This window comes from Cupriavidus sp. HE11, assembly GCF_056097175.1.
The window spans coordinates 249,917-269,601 of sequence record NZ_CP184464.1 but is presented as its reverse complement, the minus strand read 5'-3'; the positions used below and the strand labels follow the sequence as shown (position 1 = coordinate 269,601).

Below are 19,685 nucleotides of genomic sequence, written 5' to 3'. Positions count from 1 at the left end.
CCATGGGGCGATGTCCCGCCTGACCTGAAGTTTCCCAACGCATGACCTTCCTGCATGCCGTGCGATGCGCCGGCAGGGCGTCGTGCCGCCATCGATTTCGAACTTCACCTCTTCAGGAATTCCGTCATGACATCGTTCAAACCGCTTTCCCTGCGCCGGCGCCTGCTGCTGGGCGCGCTCGTGGTAGCTACCGGCCTGTCCTACGGCCTGCTGGCCAAGCCGGCCCAGGCGCAATCGCAGACCGTGAATCCGAAGCAGCTGCGCATCGGTTATCAGAAGTACGGCACGCTGACGCTGCTCAAGGCGCGCGGCACGCTGGAAAAGCGCCTGGCGCAGCAGGGCATCACCGTCAAATGGACCGAATTCCCGGCCGGCCCGCAGTTGCTGGAAGGCCTGAACGTCGGCGCCATCGATTTCGGCACCGTGGGCGAGGCGCCGCCGATCTTTGCGCAGGCAGCCGGGGCGCAGCTGGCCTATATCGGCAACGAGCCGCCGGCCCCCACGTCCGAGGCCATCGTCGTGCCGAAGGCATCGGCGCTGAAGTCGGTGGCCGACCTGCGCGGCAAGCGCGTGGCGCTGAACAAGGGTTCGAACGTCCACTACCTGCTGGTGCGTCAGCTGGAAAAGGCCGGCATCGCCTGGAGCGAGATCCAGCCCGTGTACCTGCCGCCCGCCGACGCCCGCGCGGCCTTCGAGCGCGGCGCCGTGGACGCCTGGGTGATCTGGGACCCGTTCCTGGCGGCCGCCGAAAAGCAGCTCGATGCCCGCGTACTGGCCGATGGCCGTGGCGCCGATGGCAAGAACGTGGTCAGCAACCATCAGTTCTACCTGGCATCGCGCCCCTATGCGAATGCGCGCCCGGACGTGGTGAACGCGATCCTCGACGAACTCGCGCAACTGGGCCAGTGGGCCGAGAAGAACCCCAGGGACGCCACGCAGTTCCTGGCAAAGGAAACCGGACTCGATCCCGGCGTGCTTGAACTCGCAGTTTCAAGGTTTTCCTATGGCGCGAAGCCGGTCACGGCCGGTGTGCTGGCCGAACAGCAACGCATTGCCGACGCGTTCGTGACGCTGAAGCTGATTCCGAAGCCGATCAAGGTGGCCGATGCCGCCTGGCAACCACCGGCCGCCACGGCGCAACGCTGAATAGCGGAATCGCCAGGCCGTGCATCGCAACCGATAAAAAGAGGCTCGACATGCAAGTTTTCTGGTTCATCCCCACCCACGGCGACAGCCGCTACCTGGGCACGTCCGAAGGGGCGCGCGAAGTCAGTTTCAACTACCTGAAGCAGATTGCGGTGGCCGCCGATACGCTGGGCTACGAAGGGGTGCTGATTCCCACCGGCCGTTCGTGCGAAGACCCGTGGGTGGCCGCCTCGGCACTGGCCGCGGTGACGCGCCAGCTCAAGTTCCTGGTGGCCGTGCGGCCGGGTCTGATGACGCCGACGCTGGCCGCGCGCATGGCCGCCACCTTCGACCGCGTGTCGGGCGGGCGCCTGCTGGTGAACCTGGTGACCGGCGGCGACGTGGCCGAACTGGAAGGCGACGGGCTGTTCCTGGACCACGCCGCGCGCTACGAGGCGTCGTCCGAGTTCATCCGGGTCTGGCGCGACGTGCTCGCGGCCAGCCACGACAACGGCGACATCAGCTTCGAAGGCAAGCACATCAACGTGAAGGGCGCGCGCGTGCTGTACCCGCCGGTGCAGCGCCCGCATCCGCCGGTGTATTTCGGCGGATCGTCGGCGGCCGCGCATGACCTGGCCGCCGAACAGGTGGAAGCCTACCTGACCTGGGGCGAGCCGCCCGCCGAGGTGGCGAAGAAGATTGCCGATGTGCGCGCCCGTGCCGCGAAGCATGGACGCACGGTGCGCTTCGGCATCCGCCTGCACGTGATCGTGCGCGAAACCGAAGCGGCCGCATGGGCCGCCGCCGACGACCTGATCAGCCGCCTTGACGACGAAACCGTGGCGCGCGCCCAGGCCGTCTTTGCGAAGATGGATTCCGAAGGCCAGCGCCGCATGGCGGCCCTGCACGCTGGCGGTGCCAGGCGCACCCGCGAGGCACTGGAAATCAGTCCGAACCTGTGGGCCGGCGTGGGCCTGGTGCGCGGGGGCGCGGGCACGGCGCTGGTGGGCGATCCGCAGACCGTGGCGGCCCGCATCAAGGAATACGCGGCGCTGGGCATCGACACGTTCATCTTCTCGGGCTATCCCCATCTGGAAGAGGCGTACCGGTTTGCCGAGCTGGTCTTCCCGCTGCTGCCGCGCTCGGTGCGCGACAAGCTGCCCGGCCAGGTGCTGTCGGGTCCGTTTGGCGAAGTGATGGCCACCGGCATCGTGCCGCGGGCTTCGCAAAGCTGAGGAGGGCGCCACCATGTCGACACCCTCATCGAACAAGGCATCAAACAAGGCCGCCAGCAAGGCTGCAAGGAAATCCGCGGCCCAGGCCATCGCGCCGTGGATCGTGCCGGTGCTGCTGATTGTGGCCTGGCAGGCCGCGTCGCAACTGGGTTGGCTGTCGAACCGCGTATTGCCGGCGCCGCTGGCCGTGGTGGAGGCGGCGTGGTCGTTGGCCGTCTCGGGCGAGCTATGGCGCCACGTCTGGGTCAGCACCTGGCGGGCGCTGATCGGCCTGGCCGTGGGTGGCGGGCTGGGGCTGTTGCTGGGCCTGCTCACCGGCACGTTCCGCACGGCGGCCACGCTGCTCGACAGCACGCTGCAGATGGTGCGCAACATCCCCACGCTGGCGCTGATCCCGCTGGTGATCCTGTGGTTTGGCATCGACGAGACGGCCAAGCTGTTCCTGGTGGCGCTGGGGGTGTTCTTCCCGGTGTACCTGAACACGTACCACGGCATCCGCGCGGTGGACCCGGGTCTGGTCGAGATGGCGCGCAGCTACGGCCTGTCGGGCTGGCGCCTGTATCGCGAGGTCATCCTGCCCGGCGCGTTGCCGAACATCCTCGTGGGCGTGCGTTTTTCGCTGGGCCTGATGTGGGTGATCCTGATCGTGGCCGAGACCATTTCGGCGCAGTCGGGCATTGGCTATATGACGATGAATGCTCGCGAATTCCTGCAGACCGACGTGGTGCTGGTCGGCATCCTGCTCTATGCGCTGCTGGGCAAGCTGGCCGATGTGCTGTCGCGCGCGCTGGAGCGGTTCTGGCTGCGCTGGCATCCGGGCTACCAGACCAACTGACAAGGAGATCTCCTCATGCAAACGCTATTTCCCGTGGAGCAGGCCGCGCTGGCGTGGGCCGAGCGCGATCTGGCCCGGCGTGACCTGGCACGGCGCGAGGCGGCTGCCGAAGAGCGCCAGGCGCCGGCCACCGGTGGCATCGCGCTGCGCGTGCAGCAGGTGGTCAAGCGCTACAACGGCCGCGAGGTGCTGCACGGCATCGACCTCGACGTGACACCGGGCGAGTTCGTCGCCATCGTCGGGCGCAGCGGCTGCGGCAAGAGCACGCTGCTGCGGCTGGTGGCGGGGCTGGAGCCGGCCGACGAGGGCGCCGTGCTGCTCGACCATCAGCAGGAGCCGCAGCTTGATCGCCAGCAAAGCCGAACCTTGCAGGACAGTATCCGCGTGATGTTCCAGGACGCACGGCTGTTGCCTTGGAAGCGTGTACTCGATAACGTCGCGCTGGGACTGCCGCGCGAGCGCCGCGCCGACGCGGCTGCCGTGCTGGCGCAGGTGGGGCTGGCCGAGCGGGCCGACGAATGGCCGGCACGCCTGTCGGGCGGCCAGCGCCAGCGCGTGGCCCTGGCACGTGCGCTGGTTCACCATCCGCGCCTGCTGCTGCTGGACGAGCCGCTGGGCGCGCTCGATGCGCTGACCCGCATCGACATGCAGGCGCTGATCGAATCGCTGTGGCGCCGGCTCGGTTTCACGGCGCTACTCGTCACACACGATGTATCGGAGGCCATTGCGCTGGCCGATCGCGTGGTGCTGATCGAGGATGGCCGCATCGCGCTGGACCAGCGCGTGGCGCTTGAGCGTCCGCGCCAGCGCGGATCGGCGGCGTTTGCGCAACTCGAAGACACCGTCCTGCGCCGCGTGATGCGGCAGTCATCGACAGTCTCTGCATCATCAACGAATCTTCACGCATGGCCCGCCGAGGAGCTTCTATCATGAGCAATCAGGCGAACCGCGCGTACCGACATGGACCTCACCATGACCAACGCTTCCGCACTTGAACGCTACCTTGAAACGCTCCCGCGCGAGCCCGTGCCCGGCCGCGAGCTGTGGCGCGACGCGCGCGGCCAGGTGCAGGGCCAGTACTTCAACTGCTCGCTGACCAGCGCGTTCGAACCCCTGGTGACCCTGGCCGACCGCGAGGTGGTGGCCCACGAGGGCTCCATCCGCACCTATGCCGACGACGGCGTGGGGCTGGCGGCCTGGAAGCTGTTCGCGATGGCCGCCGACGATGCGTCGCTGGTGTCGCTGGACCGCCTGTCGCGGCTGGTGCATGCGATGAACTACTTCGCCGCCCATGGCGAGCAGAAGCTCGTGCTCAACGTGCATAACCGCCTGCTGGCCGCCGTGGCCGACGACCACGGCGCCGCGTTCCGGCGCGCGCTGGAATCGCTGGGCCTGCCCGTCGACCGTTTCGTGATCCAGGTGCCTGCCAGCGCCAATGACGACCTGCCGCTGCTGCTGCACGTGGTGGGCAACTATCGCCGCAACGGGTTTGCCGTCAGCCTGCAGGCGTCGGACCCGGCCGAGGCTGGCGCGCTGATGGCGCATGCGCTGCCCGACTGGCTCAAGCTGGACATGCGCCGCCTCTGGACCGACCGCCAGCTCGCCGGCCTGCGTGCCAGCGCCGAGGGCGCCGGCGTCACCCTGATCGGCCGTCGGCTGCAGAACGACGAAGCCGTGGAGCGGCTGCAGAACGCGGGCATCGCGCTGGGGCAGGGCGAGGCGGTGGCGGGTGGCCCGGTACCGGCACGGCAATTGCGTGAACCGCTGCAGACCGGCAGTGCTTCGTAGGCGGCATCGAGCCGGCATCGCGTGCGGCAGTAACAGCAAGGCAACAAAACGCAATACCCAGGCAGTTCCTATAAGACTTGAACAACGAAGCAGAGAAGGAGAGCGTATGGCGGCATCGACTCTATCGGGTGGTGTCGCGCGGCTGGAAGTGCCGCGCGGCCTGCAGATCCTGACCGTTCCGGGCCTGCATGGCAGCGGCCCCGCGCACTGGCAGAGCCGTTGGGAAGGACTGTATCCGGACTGGCAGCGCATCGAGCAGCACGACTGGGGACGCCCCAGCCTGCCGCTGTGGGCCGAGCGGGTCTCGGAAGGGGTGTCGCGTGCCTTGCGCGTCGCATCGCGCGGCGCGGTGCTGGTGGCGCACAGTTTTGGCTGCCTGGCCACGTTGCGCCAGGCGTCGCTGGACCCGGTGGGCATTGCCGGTGCGCTGCTGGTGGCGCCGGCCGATCCCGACAAGTTCGGTGTGGGTGCCTTGCTGCCCACCTGGCGCCTGCCGTTCCCGACCGTGCTGGTGGCGAGTACCAACGATCCGTGGATGTCGCAGCGCACCGCGTTCAGCTGGGGCACGCTCTGGGGCAGCGAACTGGTCGATGCCGGTGCGCTCGGTCATATCAATGCCGATTCCCGGCTCGACGAATGGCCGGCCGGGCAGGCCTTGCTTGCCACGTTGCTGCAGCGGATCGACTCGAAGGGACGTATTCTGCACCTGGGGGACGGTTCCGACACCTGGGAAGCGTCCGCGGACGTCGCGCAGGCATCGCCTTATATCTAAACCGTCTAAGAAAATTCGGAAAGATTCGTTCTGTTTATAAGGACGCATCTGCAAAATTTGTCTCGTACGCCGGCGCCTTATGCGCCGGTTTCATAAGACGAGACACGCATGCCTTCCTCGATTTCCCTGGCGGACGCGCCCCCGCCGACGGCCACGGCCGCGCCCCTGCGCGCGGCGCCGGCCCAGCGCTTTACCGTGTTGCCGGGCTTTGGGCTGTCGCTTGGCTTCACCATCTTCTACCTGACGCTGATCGTCCTGATCCCGCTGTCGGCGGTATTCCTGAAGACCTTCACGCTGGCCTGGGACGGTTTCTGGACCACGGTGAGCAACCCGCGCGTGGTGGCGTCGCTGGAACTGAGCTTTGGCGCATCGTTGATCGCGGCCATCGTCAACACGGCGTTCGGCCTGATCGTGGCCTGGGTGCTGGTGCGCTATCGCTTCTTCGGCAAGCGCTTTATCGATGCGCTGGTGGACCTGCCGTTTGCGCTGCCTACCGCCGTGGCCGGCATTGCACTGACCGCGCTGTTTGCCGGGAACGGCTGGATCGGCCGCTGGCTGGAGCCGCATGGCATCAAGGTGGCGTTCACGCCGCTGGGTGTGGTGGTGGCGCTGACCTTCATCGGCCTGCCGTTCGTGGTGCGCACGGTGCAGCCGGTGCTGGAAGACGTGGAGCGCGAACTGGAGGAAGCGGCGGCCAGCCTGGGCGCGTCGCGTCTGCAGACGTTCGGGCGCGTGATCCTGCCGGCCATCCTGCCGGCGCTGCTCACCGGCTTTGCGCTGTCGTTCGCACGCGCCACCGGCGAGTACGGATCGGTGGTCTTTATCTCCGGCAACATGCCGATGGTGTCCGAGATTGCCCCGCTGATGATCTATTCGAAGCTGGAGCAGTACGACTATGCCGGCGCCACGGCGGTGGCCGTGGTGATGCTGGTGATCTCGTTCGTGCTGCTGCTGCTGATCAACCTGCTGCAGGCCTGGACGCGCCGTCACCAGACCGGTGCCCGCGCAGCCGCGCTGCCTGACGGCAACCCGGAGGCGAACTGACATGGCCGGCGCTGTATCCCGACTGGGCGGCACGGCTGCCGCCCACCATCCGCACGACGCCACGGGCGAATCGCCGTGGGTGCGCTATACGCTGATTACCGTGGCGGTGCTGTTCCTGGCGCTGTTCCTGTTCGTGCCGCTGGCTTCGGTGTTCTACGAGGCGCTGCGCAAGGGCGTGGACACCTACCTGGCCGCCCTGATCGAGCCCGATGCCGTGGAGGCCATCAAGCTCACGCTGACCGTGGCGGCCATTGCCGTGCCGCTCAACGTGGTGTTCGGCGTGGCGGCGGCCTGGGCCATCGCCAAGTTCGATTTCCGGGGCAAGAACCTGCTGATCACGCTGATCGACCTGCCGTTCTCGGTGTCGCCCGTGATCTCGGGCCTGATCTACGTGCTGATGTTCGGCGCGCAGGGCTGGTTCGGCCCCTGGCTCGAAGCGCACGACATCAAGATCATGTTCGCCGTGCCGGGCATCGTGCTGGCAACGATCTTCGTGACCTTCCCGTTCGTGGCGCGCGAGCTGATCCCGCTGATGCAGTCGCAGGGCAGCGAGGAGGAAGAGGCGGCCATCGTGCTGGGCGCCTCGGGCTGGCAGACGTTCTGGCACGTGACGCTGCCGAACATCCGCTGGGGCCTGCTGTACGGCGTGATCCTGTGCAACGCACGGGCGATGGGCGAGTTTGGCGCCGTGTCCGTGGTGTCGGGCCATATCCGCGGCCTGACCAACACCATGCCGCTGCACGTGGAAATTCTTTACAACGAATACAACTTCGCGGCCGCGTTCGCGGTGGCGTCCCTGCTGACGCTGCTGGCGCTGGTCACACTCGGAATCAAGACGCTGGTGGAAGTGCGCGCCAGCCGTGAACACGCATCGGAAGGGCAGCCATCATGAGCATTCAGGTCAGGAACGTGCAGAAGCGCTTTGGCGACTTCGTGGCGCTCAACGACGTCTCGCTGGACTTTGCCGAAGGGGAACTGACGGCGCTGCTGGGCCCGTCCGGCTGCGGCAAGACCACGCTGCTGCGCATCATCGCCGGCCTGGAACGCGCCGATGCGGGCCAGGTGGTGCTGGCCGGGCAGGATGCCTCGTCGCAGCACGTGCGCCAGCGCAACGTGGGTTTCGTGTTCCAGCACTACGCGCTGTTCAAGCACATGACCGTGTTCGAGAACGTGGCCTTCGGTCTGCGCGTGAAGCCGCGCGCCGAGCGTCCGTCCGAGGCGAAGATCCGCGAGAAGGTGAAGTCGCTGCTGGAACTGGTGCAGCTGGACTGGCTGGGCGACCGCTACCCGGCGCAGCTGTCGGGCGGCCAGCGCCAGCGTATCGCGCTGGCCCGCGCGCTGGCCGTGGAGCCGCGCGTGCTGCTGCTCGACGAGCCGTTTGGCGCGCTCGATGCCAAGGTGCGCAAGGAACTGCGCCGCTGGCTGCGCCGCCTGCATGACGAACTGCATGTGACCAGCGTGTTCGTGACCCACGACCAGGAAGAGGCGCTCGAAGTGGCTGACCAGGTGGTGCTGATGAACCGCGGCAGCGTGGAGCAGTTCGGCACGCCCGAAGCGGTCTATAACCATCCGGCCACGCCGTTCGTGTTCGGCTTCCTGGGCAACGTGAACCTGTTCCACGGACGCCTGGAAGTGGGCGACAGCGGCGGCCTGCTGCACACCGGCGAGGCCGTGCTGCCGGTGGTGGGCAGCGGCTACGAGACGGCCGGCGATGCAGTGGCCTATGTGCGTCCGCACGACCTGGAACTGGAGCGCTATGCGCCGGGCACCGACGGCATCGCCGTGACGCTGCGCCGCGCGCTGACGCTGGGCCCGGTGGCCCAGCTGGAACTGGAACGCGAGGACAACCAGGACGTGATCGAGGTGGCGCTGCCGCTGGAACGCTTCCGGCACCAGGGCTTCCGCGAGGGCGAGCTGCTGGCGGTGCGTCCGCGCCAGCTGCGCGTCTTCAACCGCAACCAGACAACAACACAGGAACAAGGGGCGGCACGATGAACTTCCAGCAACTGCGATCGATTCGCGAGGCGGTGCGCCGCCAGTTCAACCTGACCGAAGTGGCCAACGCGCTGTACACGTCGCAGCCGGGCGTGTCGCGCCAGATCCGCGAGCTTGAAGAAGAGCTTGGCGTGGAGATCTTCGAGCGCTACGGCAAGCGCCTGACCGGCCTGACCGAGCCGGGCCGCGAGATCGTGCGCATTGTCGAACGGCTGCTGCTCGAAGCCGAGAACCTGCGCCAGGCCGGCGACGAATTCGCCGGCCGCCATACGGGCCGCCTGACCGTGGCCACCACCCACACCCAGGCGCGCTACGCGCTGCCCAAGGTGGTGCAGAGCTTCCGGCGCGAATATCCGCACGTGACGCTGGCGCTGCAGGAAGCGTCGCCGTCGCATATCGTGGAACTGCTGCTGACGGGGCAGGCCGATATCGGTATCGCCACCGAAGCCGTGGCCAGCGAGGCGGGTCTGACGTCGTTCGAAGCCTACAGCTGGCAGCACGTGATCGTGGTGTCGCCAGAACATCCGCTGACGCGCCTGCCCGAGCCCACGCTCGAAGACCTGAGTAATTTCCCGATCATCACGTACGACGCGGGCTTCACCGGGCGCCGCAAGATCGACGGCGCGTTTGCCGCGGCCGGGCTGCAGCCGGAAATCGTGCTGACCGCCATGGATGCCGACGTGATCAAGACCTATGCCGAGCTGGAGCTGGGCGTGGGCATCATCGCGTCAATGGCCTACGACTCGCGCAAGGACGCCGGCCTGACGCAGATTTCGGCCGATCACCTGTTCGAGCCGAACACCACCAGCGTGGCCGTGCGGCGCGGTGCCTACCTGCGCGGCTACGCCCATGCGTTCATCAACATGTTCGCGCCGCACCTGTCGCGCGACACCGTGTCCACCGCGATGGCCGAGGCGACCAGTCGGCTGGCAGTGGCGGCCTGAGACCGGCCCGCGGCCGGCAATCCGCTTGCTACCCTGCACCGCCAGGCGGGCCGTCCCATGCCTGCCTGGCGGCCGCGCGCCGTCAAACGCGCGTACGACCCACCGGTCGAATCCCTGAACCTCTCGCGCCGTCTGCCGCCAGTTCGTCGCACGGCGCTTTTCTCCCGTCGCGCTCCGGCGTAAAGTGCCCTTCATCGCAGTGCCCGGAACCCGCCGAATGCCCGGGTCGCTGCCTATGCTGCAGTGCATCACAGATTTGCACGCGGTTTGTGGAGGAGAAGGAGGGAGAGAAATATGCGCATGTCATGCGCGGTGCCGTCACGGCTCAATATTCTTGCGCGAGACCTGCTGTTCGTGCTCTGCATGAACACCGTCATCGCGGTCAGCCTCAACTATGGCTTCCAGACCGGCGGCACGCTGGTGCAGAACTTTGTCTACAGCCAGCTGATCGGCCTGTCGATCTGGGTGTTGATCGACGTGCCGCGCGTGCTGATCTGGTGGAACGACCGCCCGCGCCGCTGGCCGTTCATGTGCCTGGCCGTGGTGGCCGTGCCGATGGGCGTGGTGCTGGGCAGCTGGGCCACGCGCGAACTGCTGCAGCTTCCCGTCAAGTCTGCCGCCGCCACGGGCGACATGCTGCGCATGTGCCTGATCGTCGGCATGCTGGCATCGGCCAGCATGATCTATTTCTACTGGTCGCGCGAAAAGCTGGCCTATCTGGAACGCCAGGCGGCACTGGACGCACTGCAGCGCGAGGAGGCCGAGAAGCAGCTGGTGCGTGCCCAGCTGATGGCGCTGCAGGCGCAGATCGAGCCGCACTTCCTGTTCAATTCGCTGGCCAACCTTGACGGCCTGATCGCCACCGATCCGCGCGCCGCGCGCCAGTTGCTGCAGCGGCTGATCGGCTTCCTGCGCATGTCGCTGTCGCACACGCGCGCCGAGCATTGCACGCTGGCGCAGGAATTCGAACTGCTGCGCAGCTACCTCGACATCCAGGGCATGCGCTTCGGTGCCCGGCTCGACTACGAGGTGGACCTGCCGCCAGCGCTGGCCGATGCCGAGATTCCGCCCATGCTGATCCAGCCGCTGGTGGAGAATGCCGTCACGCACGGCATCGAACCGTGCATGCGCGGCGGCAAGATCATGCTGTCTGCGCGCCAGGCCGGCGACGGCAGCCTGCAGGTGCTGATCACCGATACCGGCGTGGGCTTCTGCCAGAGCAGCAAGGGGGGCTCCGGCCTGGGGCTGACCCACGTGCGCGAGCGGCTGGCCCGCATTTTTGGCGCGGCGGCCACGATGCAGATGGAAGAGAACGCGCCGCGCGGTGTGGTGGTGCGGCTGACGCTGCCGCTTACGCGCAGCACCGAGCCCACCTTTGTGCCGATGCGCGCCGCACCGGATGCGCGCCCCGCGGCGCCCGCCACCGTGGCACCGGCCATTTCCCGGACCTGATGCGGCTTCGCCCCGCCGCGACGGTGTCCGGGCGAACCCCCTTGAACCATTCCGTTTCTGACCTTTGTCCTGCATGTCTCCGACCCTGCTGATTGCCGACGACGAGGCGCTGCTCGCCCGCGTGCTCGAAGCCGAACTGAAAGCCCTGTGGCCCGAAGCCACGATCGCGTCCGTGGTGCATGACGGCATGGCCGCGCTGGAGGCCGCGCGCACGCACCAGCCAGACGTGGCGTTCCTGGATATCCGCATGCCCGGCATGAGCGGCATGGATGTGGCGCGCGAGCTGATCGAGTTCGATCGCCCGCCGCTGGTGGTGTTCGTCACCGCCTACGACCAGTTTGCGCTGGAAGCCTTCGAACGCGCGGCCGTGGACTACGTGCTCAAGCCCGTGCAGCACGAACGCCTGGAGGCCACGGTAGGGCGCCTGAAGGCCCGCCTGAGCGCCAAGGCGGCAGAGTCTGCCGAGTCTGCGGAGGACGATGCCGGCGCAGACAGCGATGAAGCCGCCACCGACATCGGCACCATGGTCGACACCGACCGGCTGGCACAACTGCTGCAGCGGCTGGAGTCGCTGGAGCAGCCGGCAGCCGCCCCGCGCGGCCACTACCTGCGCTTTATCAAGGCGCTGGTGGGGCAGGAGGTGCGCATCATCCCGGTCGATGAGGTGGTGTACCTCGAAGCCACCGACAAGTATGTGAACGTGGTGTCCACCAGCGGCGAGGCGCTGATCCGCACCAGCCTGCGCGAACTGACCCAGCAACTGGACCCCGACCGCTTCTGGCAGATCCATCGCGGCACGGTGGTCAATATCGACTGCGTGGCCAGCGCCGTGAACCAGTCGCTGGGCCGCCTGTCGCTGAAGCTGCGCGACCGGCCCGAATCGCTGCCGGTTGCCAGGCAGTACGCGCACCTGTTCAAGCAGATGTAGGGGCGGCCGAGGCTGGTATCGGGGCGGGATGCACCATGGCGGGGAAACGCGGTGCCGTGGTTCCGTCGCCGCACGGCTTCCTCTACCATGGGCTTTTCCGTCAACAAAGGATTGCGCCATGCAGCGTGTGTTTGTCTACGGCACTCTTCGTGCCGGCGAGGTCAACGATCTGAACCAGGCTGCCGTGCGGCATGGCATCGGCGCGGCGACGCTGGTCGGCACGGCCAGCATTGCAGGGCGCCTCTATGACTTCGGCACCTATCCGGGCCTGGTGCTCGATGCATCGGCCGGCCCGGTGCTGGGCGACGTGTACGACATTCCCGATGCGTTGCTGCCGGTGCTGGACGAGATCGAGGAGGTCTATCCGGGGCAGGCCACGCTGTTTATCCGGGAAACCCGGCCCGTGGTGCTGAACGGCGCGCCCACGGATTGCCTGCTATACCCGGTGGCCGATGCTGCAGTCGCCGGCCTGGCCCGCATTGACGGCGGCGACTGGGTGGCCCATCGCCAGGCACGCGATACTGCCGCGGCCGCCTGAGGTCGCTTAAAACTCACCAGGACGAAACACTTCAAACGCCGTCACGCGGCACGCGACGGCGTTAGCATGGCTGGCGATGACATCCATATTGTCAACGTACCGCGCCCGCCGATGACCCTGCCGCCGCCTGACCGCTCCGCAAGTTCTCCCGCCGGTTCTCCGCTCCGCTTCCATATCCAGTCCGGCCGCGTCCGCCTGACCGCCTCGGCCTGGGGCGATCCCGCGCATCCCGTGGTGGTGCTGGTGCATGGTTATCCCGACAACAGCGAGGTATGGCACGGTGTGGCACAGGCGCTGGCGGCACGGTTCCATGTCATCGCCTACGACGTGCGCGGGGCAGGGCAGTCCGATGCGCCGCCCGACGTGGCCGACTATCGCCTGGAACGGCTGGCCGACGACTTCATTGCGGTTCTCGACGCCGTGTCGGCGGATCGGCCGGTGCATCTGGTGGGCCACGACTGGGGATCAATACAGGGCTGGGAATTCGTGACCGATCCGCGCCTGTATGGCCGTATCGCGTCGTTCACATCGTGTTCGGGACCGTGCCTGGACCACGCGGCCAGTGCGTTGCGCGCCGGCGGGCGCCGCAGCCTGAAGCAATGGGGCGCTACGTTGCGTCAGGCCCTGGCGTCCTGGTACATCGTGTTCTTTCATATTCCGCTGCTGCCCGAATGGAACTGGAAGCTCTGGCTCGGACGCGGCTGGCCGTTCTGGCTGCGCCGCACCGAAGGGCTGCACGTGCCGGCCAGTCCCACCCAGACGGCCGACGGCATCCACGGGCTGCGGCTGTATCGCGCCAACATCCGCGCGCGGCTGCAGGCGCCGCGCGAGCGCCGGGCCCATGCGCCGGTGCAGATCATCGTGCCGACGCGCGACCGCTACGTGCGTCCGGCCGTGACCGAAGGCCTGGGCCGCTGGGTGGCCCGGCTGTGGCGCCGACAGGTGGAGGCGCACCACTGGCTGCCGCTGTCCCATCCGCAGCGCATGGCGGCCATGGTGTGCGAATTTGTCGACCATCTCGATGGCGCGCCCGCGTCACCCGCGCTGGAGGCGGCCCGTGTCGACCCGGAGGCTGCCAAAATTTCATGATGCGAAATGATGTTTTGGTCCGCAAAAATGCGCACCCCGTATCGGCGCTTGCGTTTCTCATCATGAAAGATTTCATGCCGTATCGTGGAAAGACGGTCGTAACACATTGATTTTTATAAAATAAAAAACTGTGTCCTGGTTACGGTCGCCGCTTGTTGCAACGCGGGAAGTTTCCCTACACTCTTATATAAGACACATGACTTGAGACGCCGGCGGCACAGGCGGCCCGAGTCCCCCGCAGGCGGCAGACGGGGAGCAGTCACCGATTTCCATGCCATCTCGAAATCGTTACAGGAGAGTGAACATGACGACCCGCCAACAACAGATCGACGCCCTTCAAAAGGACTGGGATACCAACCCGCGCTGGAAGGGCGTGCAACGTCATTACACGGCCGAGGATGTGGTCAAGCTGCGGGGTTCGGTCCAGATCGAGCATACGCTGGCCCGCCGCGGTGCCGAAAAGCTCTGGCACCTGCTGAACACCGAGCCGTTCGTCAACACGCTGGGCGCGCTGACCGGCAACCAGGCCATGCAGCAGGTCAAGGCCGGCCTGAAGGCCATCTACCTGTCGGGCTGGCAAGTGGCCGGCGACGCCAACCTGGCCGGCGAAATGTACCCGGACCAGTCGCTGTACCCGGCCAACTCGGTGCCGATGGTCGTCAAGCGCATCAACAACACGTTCCAGCGCGCCGACCAGATCCAGTGGAGCGAAGGCAAGGGCGACACCGACTTCTTCGCGCCGATCGTGGCTGACGCCGAGGCCGGTTTCGGCGGCGTGCTGAACGCGTTCGAACTGATGAAGTCGATGATCGAGGCGGGCGCCGCCGGCGTTCACTTCGAAGACCAGCTGGCCTCGGTGAAGAAGTGCGGCCACATGGGCGGCAAGGTGCTGGTGCCGACCCGCGAAGCAGTGGCCAAGCTGACCGCCGCGCGCCTGGCCGCCGACGTGTCGGGCGTGCCGACGCTGGTGATCGCCCGAACCGATGCCGAAGCCGCCGACCTGGTGACCTCGGACGTGGACGAGCGCGACCAGCCGTTCCTGACCGGCGAGCGCACCGTGGAAGGCTTCTTCCGTTCGAAGGCCGGGATCGACCAGTCGATCGCCCGCGCGCTGGCCTACGCCGAAGTGGCCGACCTGGTGTGGTGCGAAACCGGCAAGCCGGACCTGGAATTCGCGAAGAAATTTGCCGAGGCGGTGCATGCCAGGTTCCCGGGCAAGCTGCTGGCCTACAACTGCTCGCCGTCGTTCAACTGGAAGAAGAACCTCGACGACGCCACTATCGCCAAGTTCCAGCGCGAACTGGGCGCCATGGGCTACAAGTTCCAGTTCATCACGCTGGCCGGCTTCCACTCGCTGAACTACTCGATGTTCAACCTGGCCTACGGTTACGCCCGCAACCAGATGTCGGCCTTCGTGGAGTTGCAGGAAGCCGAGTTCGCGGCGGCCGAGAAGGGCTTCACCGCCGTCAAGCACCAGCGCGAAGTGGGCACCGGGTACTTCGACGCCGTGACGCAGACCATCGAAGGCGGGCAGTCGTCGACGACCGCGCTCAAGGGATCGACCGAAGACGAACAGTTCTTCGACAAGAAGGTGGCCTGAGCCTTCTGAACGGAAAGGGGATTCGGGGACGGCGCGCGACCATCGCGCCGTCAGTTTGGCTCCGCGCCGTGCGAACCACGGCGCGGCTTTTTTGAAGGACCGCAGAGTTCAAGGGCGCTGGCAAAACGAAGCGCAGCGGTTCTGGCCAAAGCGCGCGGCCGCAGACAGTAGTGGATCGGCCAAGACCGCGCAATGACGCCAGAATCGTTTTGCTAGTGCCTACCTGTAAACAATGACTGGAATATCCGTATGCGTGAGCACCTTCTGCGTCTCGCTGCCGAGCAGCAGGCCTGACAGCCCGCGCCGGCCGTGCGAGGCCATGAAGATCACGTCGCAACCATGGCGCTCCGCGGCGTCGATGATGCCCAGGTAGGGCACCGCGAAGGTGGTCATGTCGGCGTCGAAGGGCAGGCCGGCAGCCGCGGCGGCGCTTTCGATTTCCTTCAGGTACAGCCTGGCCTGGTTCTCGATGCGTTCCTTGAACGCCTGCGGGGCCTCGACCACGATCTCGCTGAAGGGCGTATACGGATATTCCTCGAGACAGACGTAGGCGGTGACGCGGGCATTGATGACCTTGGCCAGTTCCAGGCCGCCGTCTATGGCCTTCTTGGACAGCTCCGAACCGTCGGTGGGCAGCAGGATGTGCTTGAACATACCGGGACCTCCTTTCACGAGTGGGAACGGGTGCAGGCCAGCGGGGCGCCTGTCTGAATCGATTGTAGTCAGTGTGCAGTGTTCGTCATTGTGAAATATCAAGATTCTGCGATTGACAACGAACGGACGGTGTCAGGCGACGACCGCGTGGACTTCGGCGGCGGCGCTGCTGGGCGCCTGTTCGGCGCGGCGCCAGTAGGCCGGGTTGCCATAGGTGTTCTTGAGATGGTCGATAAACAGCCGGACGCGCAGGGGCAGGTGCTTGCGCTGGGGAAAGACGGCGTGGATGCCGATGGGCGGCGCCTGGAATTCGTCGAGCACGGTCACCAGCCGGCCGCTGACGATTTCCTGGCCGACCTCCCACCAGGAGCGCCAAGCCAGGCCGTGGCCCTGCAGGCACCAGGCATGGAGTACGGCACCGTCGGTGCATTCCATGTTGCCACCCACCTTGACGGTGACGGCACGGCCATCCTGCTGGAACACCCAGCCGCGCTGCACGTTGGCGCTGGCGCCGAAGTGCAGGCAATTGTGGCGTGCCAGGTCTTCAGGCAGGGCGGGGGTGCCGGCGCGCGCCAGGTATTCGGGCGACGCCACGACCACGCGGCGGTTTTCGGCCAGGCGGATCGATACCAGGCTCGAATCGGGCAGGTCGCCCAGGCGGATGGCGCAGTCGAAGCCTTCGTTGACCAGGTCGACCACGCGGTCGGACAGGTCGAGCGTGAGCGTGACGTCGGGGTGGGATTCGATAAACAGCGGCACCAGCGGCGCCACGTGCTTGCGGCCAAAGCCGGCCGGCGCGGTGATGCGCAGGTGGCCGCTGGCCTTGACCCCGCCGGCGGAGACGCTGGCTTCGGCATTGTGGAGATCGTTGAGGATGCGCTGGCAGTCTTCCAGGAACGCGGAGCCTTCGAACGTCAGCGTGATCTTGCGGGTGGTGCGCACCAGCAGTTTCACGCCGAGCCGTTCTTCCAGGGCATCGATGCGGCGGCCGATGATGGCCGGCGCCACGCCTTCGGCGGCTGCGGCAGCGGAGAGGCTGCCACGTGACGCCACCGATACAAAAGTCTCCAGTTGCTTGAAGTGGTCCACGAATGTTAGCTCGGTTGTACACGAGTCTTGATGGGGATGGCAAAGATTAGTAGTGCAAAAGTAAAAGATCAAGTGACAGCGAGCCTATTTGCCGCACTGCAGCGCATCACTAGAATTCCATGCATTCAATCGTGTACAGGTCCATTCAGTCCCTGGCGTTTTGAGAGATGAACAAAATCCGCGCGGTAGTTTTCGATGCTTACGGCACGCTGTTCGACGTGTATTCGGTCACGGCGCGCGCCGAGCAGCTGTTTCCGGGCAAGGGCGAGGCACTGGCCCTGCTCTGGCGCGAGCGTCAGATCGACTACACCCGGCTGCGTTCGCTGGCCGCGCCGGACGGCGCGCGCTACAAGCCGTTCTGGGACATCACGATCGATGCGCTGCGCTATGCCGCCGACCGTCTCGAACTGAAGCTCGATGACACCGCGCAGGCGCAGCTGCTCAAGGAATACGCGTGCCTGTCGGCGTTCCCCGAGAACCTGGCGGCACTCAAGCGGCTGAAGCGCGCCAACCTGCCGCTGGGCATCCTGTCCAACGGCAACCCGGAAATGCTTGATATCGCGGTCAAGAGCGCCGGCATGCACGGGCTGTTCGACCATGTGCTGTCGGTCGATGCCGTGAAGCAGTACAAGACCGCGCCGGCTGCCTACGCGCTGGGCCCGAAGGCCTTCGACCTGCCAGCCGGCGAGATCCTGTTTGTCTCGTCGAACTGCTGGGATGCCTGCGGCGCCACGTGGTTTGGCTACACCACCTACTGGATCAACCGTGCCGGCCACCCGGCGGAGCGCCTGGACGTGGCGCCCACCGGCACCGGGCACGACATGAACGACCTGCTTGCCTTCGTTGCCGCCTCGGGCGCAACGGTCTGACAGGCAGGGCCCCCTAAATACACCATCGCACCTACAGGAGAAGACTGATGGCTATCACGCTGCCCGCGGGCATGAAGATTACCGGCGAGATCCTGCCGGCCTACGAAGACATCCTCACGCCGGAAGCCCTGGCCCTGGTCGACAAGCTGCACCGCGCCTTCGAGCCGCGCCGCCAGGAACTGCTGGCTGCACGCGTGGAACGCGCCAAGCGCCTGGACGCCGGCGAGATCCCCGATTTCCTGCCGGAAACGAAGAACGTGCGCGAAGGCGACTGGAAGGTTGCCCCGGTGCCCAAGGCACTGGAATGCCGCCGCGTGGAAATCACCGGCCCGGTCGAAGCCAAGATGGTGATCAACGCCTTCAACTCGGGCGCTGACAGCTACATGACCGACTTCGAGGACTCCAACACCCCGAACTGGCACAACCAGATGCAGGGTCAGGTGAACCTGAAGGCCGCCGTGCGCCGCACGCTGACGCTGGACAGCAACGGCAAGCACTACAAGCTCAACGACAAGATCGCCACGCTGCAGGTGCGTCCGCGCGGCTGGCACCTGGACGAAAAGCACGTCACGATCGACGGCAAGCGCGTCTCGGGCGGCATCTTCGACTTCGCGCTGTTCCTGTTCCACAACGCCCGCGAACAGATCGCCCGCGGCGACGGCCCGTTCTTCTACCTGCCGAAGATGGAAAGCCATCTGGAAGCGCGCCTGTGGAACGATGTCTTCGTGATGGCCCAGAAGGAAGTTGGCCTGCCGCAAGGCACGGTCAAGGCCACGGTGCTGATCGAGACGATCCTGGCCGCGTTCGAAATGGAAGAAATCCTGTACGAACTGCGCGACCACAGCGCTGGCCTGAACGCCGGCCGCTGGGACTACATCTTCTCGTGCATCAAGAAGTTCAAGGTGGACAAGAACTTCTGCCTGGCCGACCGCGCCAAGGTGACGATGACCGCGCCGTTCATGCGTTCGTACGCACTGCTGCTGCTGAAGACCTGCCACAAGCGCGGTGCGCCCGCCATCGGCGGCATGAGCGCGCTGATCCCGATCAAGAACGATCCGGAAAAGAACGCCATCGCCATGGAAGGCATCATCAGCGACAAGCGTCGTGACGCCACCGACGGCTACGACGGCGGCTGGGTGGCCCACCCGGGCCTGGTCGAGCCGGCAATGAAGGAATTCGTGGCCGTGCTGGGCGACAAGCCGAACCAGTTCGAGAAGCAGCGCATGGACGTGGAAGTGAAGGGCGCCGACCTGCTGAACTTCCAGCCGGAAACGCCGATCACCGAACACGGCCTGCGCATGAACATCAACGTCGGCATCCACTACCTGGGTGCCTGGCTGGCCGGGAACGGCTGCGTGCCGATCCACAACCTGATGGAAGACGCCGCCACGGCCGAGATCTCGCGTTCGCAGGTCTGGCAGTGGATCCGCTCGCCGAAGGGCAAGCTCGAGGACGGCCGCAAGGTCACCGCCGAGCTGGTGCGCGCGCTGATTCCGGAAGAACTGGCCAAGGTCAAGGAAGTGGCCGGCACGGGCCCGACCTATGACCGCGCCGCAAAGATCTTCGAGGAAATGTCGACGTCGGAAGACTTTGCCGAATTCCTGACGCTGCCGCTGTACGAGGAAGTCTGAGGTCAGCCCTGGTGATGGCGGTTTCGCCAGAAAGCCAACAGAAAAACCCCACGGTGCGAGCCGTGGGGTTTTTTGTTGGGCGGGTGAGGGCGCCGGG

General features: G+C 66.3%; 19 protein-coding genes. 17 read left to right on the top strand and 2 right to left on the bottom strand.

Annotation, left to right across the window (positions count from 1 at the left end):
* Positions 1-126: 126 nt before the first annotated feature.
* From ACOABP_RS01235 to aceA, 15 genes are all read left to right on the top strand, one after another.
* Positions 127-1,146, top strand: a complete 1,020-nt coding sequence (locus ACOABP_RS01235; RefSeq protein WP_474226630.1) for a sulfonate ABC transporter substrate-binding protein — start codon at positions 127-129, stop codon at positions 1,144-1,146.
* Positions 1,147-1,196: 50 nt separating this feature from the next.
* Entirely contained in the window at positions 1,197-2,360 is a 1,164-nt protein-coding gene (ssuD, locus tag ACOABP_RS01230) for an FMNH2-dependent alkanesulfonate monooxygenase (protein WP_474226629.1), read from the top strand.
* Between the two features lie 13 nt (positions 2,361-2,373).
* On the top strand, positions 2,374-3,195 hold the full coding sequence (ssuC, locus tag ACOABP_RS01225) for an aliphatic sulfonate ABC transporter permease SsuC (RefSeq protein WP_474226628.1): 822 nt from the start codon (positions 2,374-2,376) through the stop codon (positions 3,193-3,195).
* A 15-nt stretch (positions 3,196-3,210) separates the two neighbouring features.
* Positions 3,211-4,128: an ATP-binding cassette domain-containing protein gene (locus tag ACOABP_RS01220; protein WP_474226627.1), complete on the top strand. Its 918-nt coding sequence runs from the start codon at positions 3,211-3,213 to the stop codon at positions 4,126-4,128.
* A gap of 39 nt (positions 4,129-4,167) precedes the next feature.
* Complete coding sequence (locus tag ACOABP_RS01215; protein ID WP_474226626.1) at positions 4,168-4,983, top strand: EAL domain-containing protein; 816 nt, start codon at positions 4,168-4,170, stop codon at positions 4,981-4,983.
* Between the two features lie 106 nt (positions 4,984-5,089).
* The gene (locus tag ACOABP_RS01210; RefSeq protein WP_474226625.1) at positions 5,090-5,755 is read left to right on the top strand and encodes an RBBP9/YdeN family alpha/beta hydrolase; all 666 of its coding nucleotides are present in this window, start codon (positions 5,090-5,092) and stop codon (positions 5,753-5,755) included.
* A gap of 108 nt (positions 5,756-5,863) precedes the next feature.
* A complete protein-coding gene (gene cysT, locus ACOABP_RS01205; protein ID WP_474226624.1) occupies positions 5,864-6,799 on the top strand; it encodes a sulfate ABC transporter permease subunit CysT in 936 nt (311 codons plus the stop codon).
* 1 nt (position 6,800) lies between these two features.
* Positions 6,801-7,691: a sulfate ABC transporter permease subunit CysW gene (cysW, locus tag ACOABP_RS01200; protein ID WP_066733445.1), complete on the top strand. Its 891-nt coding sequence runs from the start codon at positions 6,801-6,803 to the stop codon at positions 7,689-7,691.
* Positions 7,688-8,794 (top strand): sulfate/molybdate ABC transporter ATP-binding protein, encoded by a 1,107-nt coding sequence (locus ACOABP_RS01195; protein WP_474226623.1) that lies wholly within the window; start codon positions 7,688-7,690, stop codon positions 8,792-8,794. The genes cysW and ACOABP_RS01195 overlap by 4 nt, the downstream gene beginning before the upstream one ends.
* The gene (locus ACOABP_RS01190) at positions 8,791-9,738 is read left to right on the top strand and encodes a CysB family HTH-type transcriptional regulator (RefSeq protein WP_066733443.1); all 948 of its coding nucleotides are present in this window, start codon (positions 8,791-8,793) and stop codon (positions 9,736-9,738) included. Before ACOABP_RS01195 ends, ACOABP_RS01190 begins: the two co-directional genes overlap by 4 nt.
* A 294-nt stretch (positions 9,739-10,032) precedes the next feature.
* Positions 10,033-11,190: a sensor histidine kinase gene (locus ACOABP_RS01185; RefSeq protein WP_474226622.1), complete on the top strand. Its 1,158-nt coding sequence runs from the start codon at positions 10,033-10,035 to the stop codon at positions 11,188-11,190.
* A 73-nt stretch (positions 11,191-11,263) separates the two neighbouring features.
* The gene (locus ACOABP_RS01180; RefSeq protein WP_474226621.1) at positions 11,264-12,118 is read left to right on the top strand and encodes a LytR/AlgR family response regulator transcription factor; all 855 of its coding nucleotides are present in this window, start codon (positions 11,264-11,266) and stop codon (positions 12,116-12,118) included.
* A gap of 118 nt (positions 12,119-12,236) precedes the next feature.
* On the top strand, positions 12,237-12,656 hold the full coding sequence (locus ACOABP_RS01175) for a gamma-glutamylcyclotransferase family protein (protein ID WP_474226620.1): 420 nt from the start codon (positions 12,237-12,239) through the stop codon (positions 12,654-12,656).
* Between the two features lie 66 nt (positions 12,657-12,722).
* Complete coding sequence (locus tag ACOABP_RS01170; protein ID WP_474226619.1) at positions 12,723-13,745, top strand: alpha/beta fold hydrolase; 1,023 nt, start codon at positions 12,723-12,725, stop codon at positions 13,743-13,745.
* 304 nt (positions 13,746-14,049) lie between these two features.
* Entirely contained in the window at positions 14,050-15,345 is a 1,296-nt protein-coding gene (aceA, locus tag ACOABP_RS01165) for an isocitrate lyase (RefSeq protein WP_066733434.1), read from the top strand.
* Positions 15,346-15,564: 219 nt separating this feature from the next.
* Here aceA and ACOABP_RS01160 read toward each other — a convergent pair whose 3' ends face one another.
* Positions 15,565-15,999 (bottom strand): universal stress protein, encoded by a 435-nt coding sequence (locus tag ACOABP_RS01160; protein ID WP_474226618.1) that lies wholly within the window; start codon positions 15,997-15,999, stop codon positions 15,565-15,567.
* A gap of 132 nt (positions 16,000-16,131) precedes the next feature.
* Entirely contained in the window at positions 16,132-17,088 is a 957-nt protein-coding gene (locus ACOABP_RS01155; protein ID WP_092594026.1) for a LysR family transcriptional regulator, read from the bottom strand.
* 167 nt (positions 17,089-17,255) lie between these two features.
* Between ACOABP_RS01155 and ACOABP_RS01150 the strand changes: the two genes are divergently transcribed.
* Both ACOABP_RS01150 and aceB read left to right on the top strand, forming a co-directional pair.
* A complete protein-coding gene (locus tag ACOABP_RS01150; RefSeq protein ID WP_474226617.1) occupies positions 17,256-17,957 on the top strand; it encodes a haloacid dehalogenase type II in 702 nt (233 codons plus the stop codon).
* A gap of 47 nt (positions 17,958-18,004) precedes the next feature.
* Complete coding sequence (gene aceB / locus ACOABP_RS01145) at positions 18,005-19,588, top strand: malate synthase A (RefSeq protein WP_474226616.1); 1,584 nt, start codon at positions 18,005-18,007, stop codon at positions 19,586-19,588.
* Positions 19,589-19,685: the final 97 nt, after the last annotated feature.

Bases quoted from the DNA above. Each gene is read 5' to 3' on its own strand.
- ACOABP_RS01235 (WP_474226630.1), top strand. From the start codon at position 127: ATGACATCGTTCAAACCGCTTTCCCTGCGCCGGCGCCTGCTGCTGGGC.
- ssuD (WP_474226629.1), top strand. From the start codon at position 1,197: ATGCAAGTTTTCTGGTTCATCCCCACCCACGGCGACAGCCGCTACCTG.
- ssuC (WP_474226628.1), top strand. From the start codon at position 2,374: ATGTCGACACCCTCATCGAACAAGGCATCAAACAAGGCCGCCAGCAAG.
- ACOABP_RS01220 (WP_474226627.1), top strand. From the start codon at position 3,211: ATGCAAACGCTATTTCCCGTGGAGCAGGCCGCGCTGGCGTGGGCCGAG.
- ACOABP_RS01215 (WP_474226626.1), top strand. From the start codon at position 4,168: ATGACCAACGCTTCCGCACTTGAACGCTACCTTGAAACGCTCCCGCGC.
- ACOABP_RS01210 (WP_474226625.1), top strand. From the start codon at position 5,090: ATGGCGGCATCGACTCTATCGGGTGGTGTCGCGCGGCTGGAAGTGCCG.
- cysT (WP_474226624.1), top strand. From the start codon at position 5,864: ATGCCTTCCTCGATTTCCCTGGCGGACGCGCCCCCGCCGACGGCCACG.
- cysW (WP_066733445.1), top strand. From the start codon at position 6,801: ATGGCCGGCGCTGTATCCCGACTGGGCGGCACGGCTGCCGCCCACCAT.
- ACOABP_RS01195 (WP_474226623.1), top strand. From the start codon at position 7,688: ATGAGCATTCAGGTCAGGAACGTGCAGAAGCGCTTTGGCGACTTCGTG.
- ACOABP_RS01190 (WP_066733443.1), top strand. From the start codon at position 8,791: ATGAACTTCCAGCAACTGCGATCGATTCGCGAGGCGGTGCGCCGCCAG.
- ACOABP_RS01185 (WP_474226622.1), top strand. From the start codon at position 10,033: ATGCGCATGTCATGCGCGGTGCCGTCACGGCTCAATATTCTTGCGCGA.
- ACOABP_RS01180 (WP_474226621.1), top strand. From the start codon at position 11,264: ATGTCTCCGACCCTGCTGATTGCCGACGACGAGGCGCTGCTCGCCCGC.
- ACOABP_RS01175 (WP_474226620.1), top strand. From the start codon at position 12,237: ATGCAGCGTGTGTTTGTCTACGGCACTCTTCGTGCCGGCGAGGTCAAC.
- ACOABP_RS01170 (WP_474226619.1), top strand. From the start codon at position 12,723: ATGGCTGGCGATGACATCCATATTGTCAACGTACCGCGCCCGCCGATG.
- aceA (WP_066733434.1), top strand. From the start codon at position 14,050: ATGACGACCCGCCAACAACAGATCGACGCCCTTCAAAAGGACTGGGAT.
- ACOABP_RS01160 (WP_474226618.1), bottom strand. From the start codon at position 15,999: ATGTTCAAGCACATCCTGCTGCCCACCGACGGTTCGGAGCTGTCCAAG.
- ACOABP_RS01150 (WP_474226617.1), top strand. From the start codon at position 17,256: ATGAACAAAATCCGCGCGGTAGTTTTCGATGCTTACGGCACGCTGTTC.
- aceB (WP_474226616.1), top strand. From the start codon at position 18,005: ATGGCTATCACGCTGCCCGCGGGCATGAAGATTACCGGCGAGATCCTG.